This is a genomic window from Methanosphaera sp. (assembly GCF_016282985.1).
GTDB lineage: Archaea > Methanobacteriota > Methanobacteria > Methanobacteriales > Methanobacteriaceae > Methanosphaera.
In genome coordinates, this window is record NZ_JAEELZ010000130.1 from 1 (window position 1) to 7,851 (window position 7,851).

Here is a 7,851-nt window from a genome sequence, read left to right on the forward strand (position 1 = left end):
ATAAATAATTTAAGTGATTTTGATGATTTTTAATAAAGCTGAAGATATTATTCAATGATTAATTCTTTTGATTTCCCTACAACCATTTCTCCGGACATGAAAAAGGTAATGAAGAGTATGCCAGTATATCAATAGAACACACAGATAATATCAGAAAATTAAAGAAGAAATACGACTTAACAAGTGATAACACAATTTTATCACTATTCATATTTAATTTACTTAAATTTTCATTTTCAAAGGATATTCTGGTAGCTTATAACAAAAAAGCCATAGGATACCATTTTAATACCGAATTATCCGTAAAAGAGTATTTGAACTATTTCAAATCCGAATATGATAAATTGGAAAAATATGCAGATAAAAGCTTTAATAGTGAAATCCTATTTACCACACAGAAATATAATAAGGAAGATTATAAATTTATTTTCTCCCATGATAATAAGACTTTAAAGGTAGAATATGACCTACAATAAAAAGACAATTCCTGCAAATAAATACACAAAAATCAAAAACATTGACAATAATTATCTTAAAGTTATTCATAAAAATACTGGGTTAAGTCAGGACAATGTTCTCACACTTGGAGAACTAAACACTTTTAACCAGACATATGCTGACGGACAATTGATTGTCTACACAGATAAACAACGGTATTATAATGCTACTGTAACGGATAATCTATCCCATCAACAAAAAAAAAATCATAAAAACCAAAATTACTTTATTATATACTTATAAATAATATTATACAATTAAAATAAGAAAATTTACGGAGGATTATTAATTGAATAAGAAAATAATTACAATATTATTAATAATCAGTATACTGTGTACTGGATTAACATCACTTGCTGCACAGGATAACAGCAGTTTATCACAATCGGATGACATTTCAGTGGAAAATGATGTTTCAACACAAAATACAAACGAAACAAATTATAACCAGAATACTACAATAAATGATACAGAAAATCAGACAAACAACAATACCACGGAAAATATAACCAAAAGAGCAGAAATAGGCACATTACATGATATGATAACATCACTCGACACTGAACAACATAATCAACTATTAAATTTAATGAAAGAAATTAACGAAGATGACTTTGAAGAATTTAACAAATATTTAAACAGTAACAATACAACAGAAGAAGAATTATATATTGTTTTAAATAATTTGGATGATGATGAATATTACACATTATACATTATAGTATACAATCTTAAAAATAATAATTCCCCATCAACCATAACAGATGAGGATATAAAAAACCTTCCACAAAGAACACAAAATGCTATTGCAAGAACAAGCAATGCCCAATTAAAACAGGCAGTAACAAACAACAACCATAATAGCATATTTGGAGGCAATAATCATCATACTTACAAACTAACATTAGCAGATAAATATATCATACTCAATGATTTAATAGAAGGATACCTTGAGGAAGAAATAACGTTCGATGAGTTCATAAAATCATTAAACAGATTAGGATTCGACACATCAAACTTAGTATTAAATCCTGATGGAACAATATCCTGGAATGGAATAACACTACCTGCACCATCTTCAGAAAATAAAAATGTTAATACTGCAGAAAACAGTACACAAACAAACACAACCAATAATACAGCAAACAATACCGAATCAAATCAAGCTGATACAAATAATTCCGAACAAACAACAAACGATGAAGTTAAAACAGATACTGCTGAACAACCAAATACAAATGAAGTTGTAGCGGTAGAAGATACAAATTAATCTCCTTTTTTTTACCTTTTTTTTATTACAAATTGTTAAGATAGTAACTTTAAATAATATCAATTTACTGATACCAAATCATTTTTCTTGTCTGTTAAATAAGTGGAACAGATGCCAGACTGATTTATAATTCATTTGAGATATTGCTCTTTGTGTAGGTATTTCCATTGGACAGACATCCTGACAAACCAATGATTTGACACAACCGTTATAGAAATGTTTTTTATGAATTTGTTTATGCAGTTTTAGTTTTTCATCACTAGTTTCCTGAGCAGTAATCTTAGAAGAGGATACTGGCAATACCACTCCCATGAAATTGTCTTCCCCATTATAGTTAGGACATGATTCCAGACAACATCCACACATCAAACACTGGGAAACTTCATATTCAAACGGAATATGTTCAGGATTAATCTTTGCTTTTTCATCTAACCATTGCTGTGCTTCTTTCATGTTTTCATATATTTTACTTCTGTCTATAATAAGATCTTTGATAACAGGAAATTTACTTAATGGTTCTATGGTTATTTTATGAAAATATTTTGTCATTACCTCTTCATTAACGAAGGTTTTGCATGCCAGTTTTGGCCATCCGTTTATTAGCATTGCACAACTTCCACATAATCCCTGTAAACAACTGGAGGAATAATGAATTTTTGTATTATTGCCATGGTTTACTTTTTCCAGTAAAGTTGTTACCGGGATGTTAAGATTGCCAGTGTATTCATATTCCTTGATTACTTCTTCACCATTTTCTTGTGTTAAAATCGTTATTTTTAATGTTTCCATATCTTACCATCCCATCTTTTCATCCGTATCATTAAAAGACACTATCATTTCATTGTTTTTTTCTTGTATTACTGTTGTTTTCCTGTATTTGTCACTTTTTTCAGGATATTCTATTCTCTGATGAGCTCCTCTACTTTCCTTTCTATTTATGGCGGATATGAGGAATGCCTTTGATAAGTGAATTAATGATTTTATTAAAACATATTCATAGTAACTTTCATGAGAATATATCTTTTCATTTTCCAATTGTTCTAATTGTCCCATTGCTTCTCTTAAAGTTTCTTCATCTCTGTATATTCCCATTGCGTTATTCATAATACTGGCCAGTTCCTCTTCAACAGTATATGAGGAAGTATACTCGGATGTTTGATTATCCTTCCATTGAGCATATTTCTCCATCTGTTTTTCCAATTCTTTTCTTATTATTTCGTTATTATTACTGGAAGTTACTGTTTGCCTGTTTATTTCTTCGGCTGCAATGTATCCTCCATGTATTGCTCCAAGCAATGAGTTTCCACCCAGCCTATTTGCACCATGGTATTGTGCTGAACATTCCCCTATGGCATATAAGTTTTTAATACTGGTTTTATGAGCATCATCAGTTAATATTCCACCCATAAAGTAATGTATACCCGGATATACAGGTATAGGATCTACTGTTGGATCCAGATTTAAGTATTGTGTACATACCTCATAAACCTCATCCAATTTTACCTTAACAGTTTCTTCCGGTAAAAAGGAAACGTCCAGATATACAATGTTTTCACCGTTTATTCCAAGATTTAACTGATTGCAAACCTTATAAATACTACGTGAAACAACGTCCCGTGGCATTAACGCTCCCAGTTCCGGATACCATTCCTCCATGAAGTACCATTTTTCGCCGTCTTTAATTGTGTATAGGCGACCGCCTTCCCCTCTGGCAGCTTCAGTTATAAGCATGCTTTTAACGGGAGTTTTTATTGTAGTAGGATGGAACTGTATCATTTCAAGGTTTGCCAGTTGAATCTCCTGCTGTAACAGTCTTGCCGTTGTACCGGCATCATTCTGAAGTGATCCTGATATTTTACCAAAGACTTTATTCATCCCACCGGTTGCTATAACCACACAATCTGCTTCAAATGATTGTATTTCCTCTGTGAATTCATTTATTAATACTGCACCAACACATTCACTCATATCGTTCAGAATTAAGGACAGAAATCTCCATCCAATGTAACGTTTAACAAGATTTTCATGTTCATATTTTCTAAGCATGGTATTGATTGCTGTTAATACCTGTTTTCCGGTTCGTGCTCCCGCATATGCTGTTCGTTGCTTTTTTTGTCCGCCAAAATATCTCTGATCTATATTTCCATTTTCGTCCCGTGTAAAACTGGTTCCAATAGAATCAAGCCATTCAATTATTTCAGGAGCATCATCTGTCAATTTTTTAACTGCCTTGTGGTTGTTTATTTCTTGACCTCCATTTATCGTATCTGTGTAATGTTGACTTGTAGAGTCATCCTGTCCCTTATTATTTAAGGCAGCATTTATTCCACCCATTGCCATCACGGACTGTGATCTTTCGGATGGTGAAGGTGAAAACAAACGAACATTATTTCCATTCTCAGCTAACTTGACGCTGCAGGTTAAACCTGATAATCCTGCACCAATAACCAATACATTTTTTGTATCCATGTAATCATTCTCCTCATAACAAATAATATAACAACTCTGCAAACAACAGAATAATGAATATTATTTTAAAAGCTGTTGATATTCTATACGAAAACTTCTCATACGAATTTTCTTCTGTTAAAAAACCAAATGATACCATCAGTTTTGGAATACTTATCGTTAAATGAATTAATAAAGAACAAAACAGTAAATTATCAATAATAAAATGAATATATACCATATAATTATTCAATATATTAACGGGTGAAATCGAATAAGTTAAAACATGCAATATAACAAAAACTACAATTGCAATTCCACTGATAATCTGTATTTGAGTATCATTACGAATATTATTATATTTCCTAAATTTTCGGTTAACGTACTTATCCTTAATGAATAAGTATAAACTGATTATTACATGAAGCGATACCCATAAAAATAATCTCCTACCAGTAACCTGTAAACTAGGTGAATAAGGAGTTATTCCAATCAAGTATAAAAGCGATTCGAGGGCATGCCATACTAGTAAAATAATAATTACCAGTAAAACCATTGAATTAATTTTTCTTAAAGAAATTCTATCTAAAAAACTCATATTACTTCCCACTATCAATTAATCTAGTAATGGTAGATAATAATGCTAAAATCGCAGTAATCAATGCAATAGCATTAATTATCACTGCTAAACTATCCATCCTTAAATAACATAATATGCAAACGATTCCCGGAAATAGAATCCAGAACTTTGAAACGTTCTTTCCCAAAGTATCAAATACCAGTTTCCTATTGGTATCTTTTTTGTTGGAAGTATAGATAAACTCCACAAACTTAAATATCAATATGAAAATAAATAAGGGGTGCAACAAATGATTCAACACTAAAATCAAATATGAAAGCAGAACAAAAAACATGTCTGCACTAACATCCAGCAATGCACCAAAATCTGTAGTATTAACTGTCTTTCTGGCGATTACTCCATCAAGAAAATCTGTGACCAATATTAAAATAAATACTATCAAAGGAAAAACAATTTCCTGATTAGAATGTAATAAATTATTAAAATACCAGGCAAAAATAATTGCTAACAAAAATCTTGAAAAAGACAAAATATTGGGCATATGTTTATAATTCATAATATAAACCTTATATTTCTATTATATTATTATTTAAAACATATCTAATAAAATTATGTTAATAAAATACTATTAAATAGGAAATAGCTTATTTATTTTTTTGTTTGACTTAAAATATTTAAAATTAGTAATACTATTTTTGTATGTTAAAATCATTTATGCGAAGTTTCAAAGCGATTTTTTAGCTTATGATTCAATATTAACTATAAATTTTAATATCATCGTTTATAAAATTTATAAATATATTTACAAGAGACATGACAATTATAATTTAGAAAATACAAGAATTATTTAATGCATCAAGCATATCATATCCTTATTAAATGATGAAAAAGAATTATGAAAGTCCAATAATAAGAAGAGAATAATATTTTTTATGATTTATTAAGATATATTGATGAATTGTAAAGATTAAAAACACTTTGATTACATGAACTCTTGCACTAAAGGTTAAACAATGATAAAAATTGCATACTGTAATGTTGAGAAATTAGATTTAAATAAGGCTTACCCCTTAGTTTCAGCAGATAGACAGAAAAAGATTTCAAGCTACAGATTTGATAAGGATAAAAAACTTAGTTGTGGTGTGTATCTTCTTCTTAAAAAACTTCTGGATGAAATAAACATCACCCATCCCCTTTTCAAAACTGAAAAATATGGTAAGGCATACATTAGCAATCATTCAGATATCCATTTTAACGTATCACACAGCGGCAAATATGTTGCATGTGCAATAGCTGATACACCTGTTGGAGTAGACATAGAATACAATGATCCGGAAATTGATTTAAACATTGCCAAATTATACTTCTTTAACAGTGAATACAGGAGAATAATTGAATCAGATAATTCTTCAAATGAATTTTTTAACTACTGGGTTCTTAAAGAAAGTTACATGAAGTACACAGGACTGGGATTTCATCTAAAATTAGATTCCTTTGAAATAATCATAGATAATAATGATATAAGACTTAAAAATGATAAAAATAATATTAAATTTAATTTATTTGATGTGGATAATTACAAGATAGCATTTGCATGTAATCAAAGCACGAATAAAATTTTTGGATATGATATGGAAGAATTATATTAGGATATATAATTTGATAACATTTTTTTTATTGGATGTTAAAAATTTCATCAAAACAGAATATGGTATATTAATCAGTTATCCATACCTTCAATCTGTTTTTCTATCGTTGCTGAAGAAATTTTACAAACAAATTTTATTTTCCTTAGTCTTCAAGATTAATGTAATGATATTTTCAATATAATCAGTATAATTAAAAGTATAAAAAGTGCGATTGAAATTATTTTGGGAAGAGATTTTGATTTTTTCTTCTTTGCTTTTTCTTTATAGGAATCATCAAGTACTTCCAGTCTACAGGTTTTCATATTTTCACCAAAATCCATAGTTAATGTTATTTTTCTTCAAGGATTAACTTATCTTTTTAGGTATATGAGATTAATGAAATGTTTAATTTTAGAAATTTTGTTTGAATGAAATAATATTATAATACAGAATAATAAAAAGGGATACTCAGTAACAATAAAAGTTTTTTATTTCATTAAATTATATGAATATTTCCTTATAAAATAATGAAGAATTATAATTAAAATCATAAACTTTTTAAGTACATATACATGTGTTTATGTAAATATCATGAAAAAATAAAAAAAATAAGATGAATTAAACCATATTCATCAATAAAGGTGTAATGAATATTTCTATAAATGCTGCAATAACCAACAATATGAATACAATTATTGTACTTATAATTGCATCCTTAATCAATTTATCCGAATCATTTATAGCTTCCTTTACACTGTTTCTTGTAAATATTGCTTTAATCACATTAATTTCTGTGATAAACAACATCAAACCACCAGCCATTGCAAATATACTTGATGGTATTTCAAATATTCCATGAGGCATCACTGCCACCAGAATCAATAACGGATCTACTTTAACAAATAATGTTATCATATTTGTTGCATTGATAAATGAAATGTATAACGTTGGAATAAATAAGAATAAACCTCCAATGATACTTGAAAAATCATTGATAAAGTTATGAATGAACAATGCCAGAAATCCTATAAATGAAGTCTCATAATCTGATTCCGAATCAACATTCTTTTGCATGTCTCCTTCTAAACTCTTATGAAATTCTATACCCATTGTATCAGAATTAGTTAGAGTTCCAATGGAGCCTAAAATAATAAACAGAAGTATGCTTACCAGGAATATTTTTTTGTTTCTGTGAAAATAACCTTTTAAATAGTTTTTATCGAAAATATCTTTTAAATTCAATGACATAACTATTCCACCACCTTTGTAATTATTTTTTATTTTTAAGGCTCTGTAGAAATCATATGAATAAAGTGTGAAAAGTAATACTTTTTATCAAAATATTTAAATACTATTATCAAATAATTATTAACTATACAATAAGTAATAATTTATTATCCATATTTAATATTTTATTATTTGGTGTA

At 28.7% G+C, this 7,851-nt stretch carries 7 protein-coding genes and 1 pseudogene; 3 read left to right on the top strand and 5 right to left on the bottom strand.

The genetic code is table 11. From position 1 onward, the window contains the following. Positions 1 to 462: 462 nt before the first annotated feature. Positions 463 to 741, top strand: a complete 279-nt coding sequence (locus QZZ11_RS07825; protein WP_292475048.1) for a hypothetical protein — start codon at positions 463 to 465, stop codon at positions 739 to 741. Positions 742 to 787: 46 nt separating this feature from the next. Further along, entirely contained in the window at positions 788 to 1,768 is a 981-nt protein-coding gene (locus QZZ11_RS07830; RefSeq protein ID WP_292475050.1) for a hypothetical protein, read from the top strand. Between the two features lie 78 nt (positions 1,769 to 1,846). Here the strand turns inward: QZZ11_RS07830 and QZZ11_RS07835 are convergent, their stop codons facing one another. The 3 genes and pseudogenes from QZZ11_RS07835 to QZZ11_RS09325 all read right to left on the bottom strand — a co-directional run. Continuing rightward, the gene (locus QZZ11_RS07835; protein ID WP_292475052.1) at positions 1,847 to 2,557 is read right to left on the bottom strand and encodes a 2Fe-2S iron-sulfur cluster-binding protein; all 711 of its coding nucleotides are present in this window, start codon (positions 2,555 to 2,557) and stop codon (positions 1,847 to 1,849) included. 3 nt (positions 2,558 to 2,560) lie between these two features. After that, positions 2,561 to 4,237 carry an FAD-binding protein gene (locus QZZ11_RS07840; protein WP_292475053.1) on the bottom strand — a complete coding sequence of 559 codons (1,677 nt, stop codon included), beginning with the start codon at positions 4,235 to 4,237 and terminating at the stop codon, positions 2,561 to 2,563. Positions 4,238 to 4,923: 686 nt separating this feature from the next. Continuing rightward, positions 4,924 to 5,352, bottom strand: a pseudogene (locus QZZ11_RS09325) (CDP-alcohol phosphatidyltransferase family protein); the annotation flags it as partial. Positions 5,353 to 5,809: 457 nt separating this feature from the next. Here QZZ11_RS09325 and QZZ11_RS07850 point away from each other — a divergent pair. Then, positions 5,810 to 6,445: a 4'-phosphopantetheinyl transferase superfamily protein gene (locus tag QZZ11_RS07850; protein WP_292475057.1), complete on the top strand. Its 636-nt coding sequence runs from the start codon at positions 5,810 to 5,812 to the stop codon at positions 6,443 to 6,445. A 155-nt stretch (positions 6,446 to 6,600) separates the two neighbouring features. On the opposite strand, the gene QZZ11_RS07855 is transcribed toward QZZ11_RS07850, so the two are convergent. Further along, positions 6,601 to 6,747, bottom strand: a complete 147-nt coding sequence (locus tag QZZ11_RS07855; RefSeq protein ID WP_292475059.1) for a hypothetical protein — start codon at positions 6,745 to 6,747, stop codon at positions 6,601 to 6,603. Positions 6,748 to 7,042: 295 nt separating this feature from the next. Then, positions 7,043 to 7,672: a stage II sporulation protein M gene (locus QZZ11_RS07860; RefSeq protein ID WP_292475060.1), complete on the bottom strand. Its 630-nt coding sequence runs from the start codon at positions 7,670 to 7,672 to the stop codon at positions 7,043 to 7,045. Between the last annotated feature and the right edge of the window lie 179 nt (positions 7,673 to 7,851).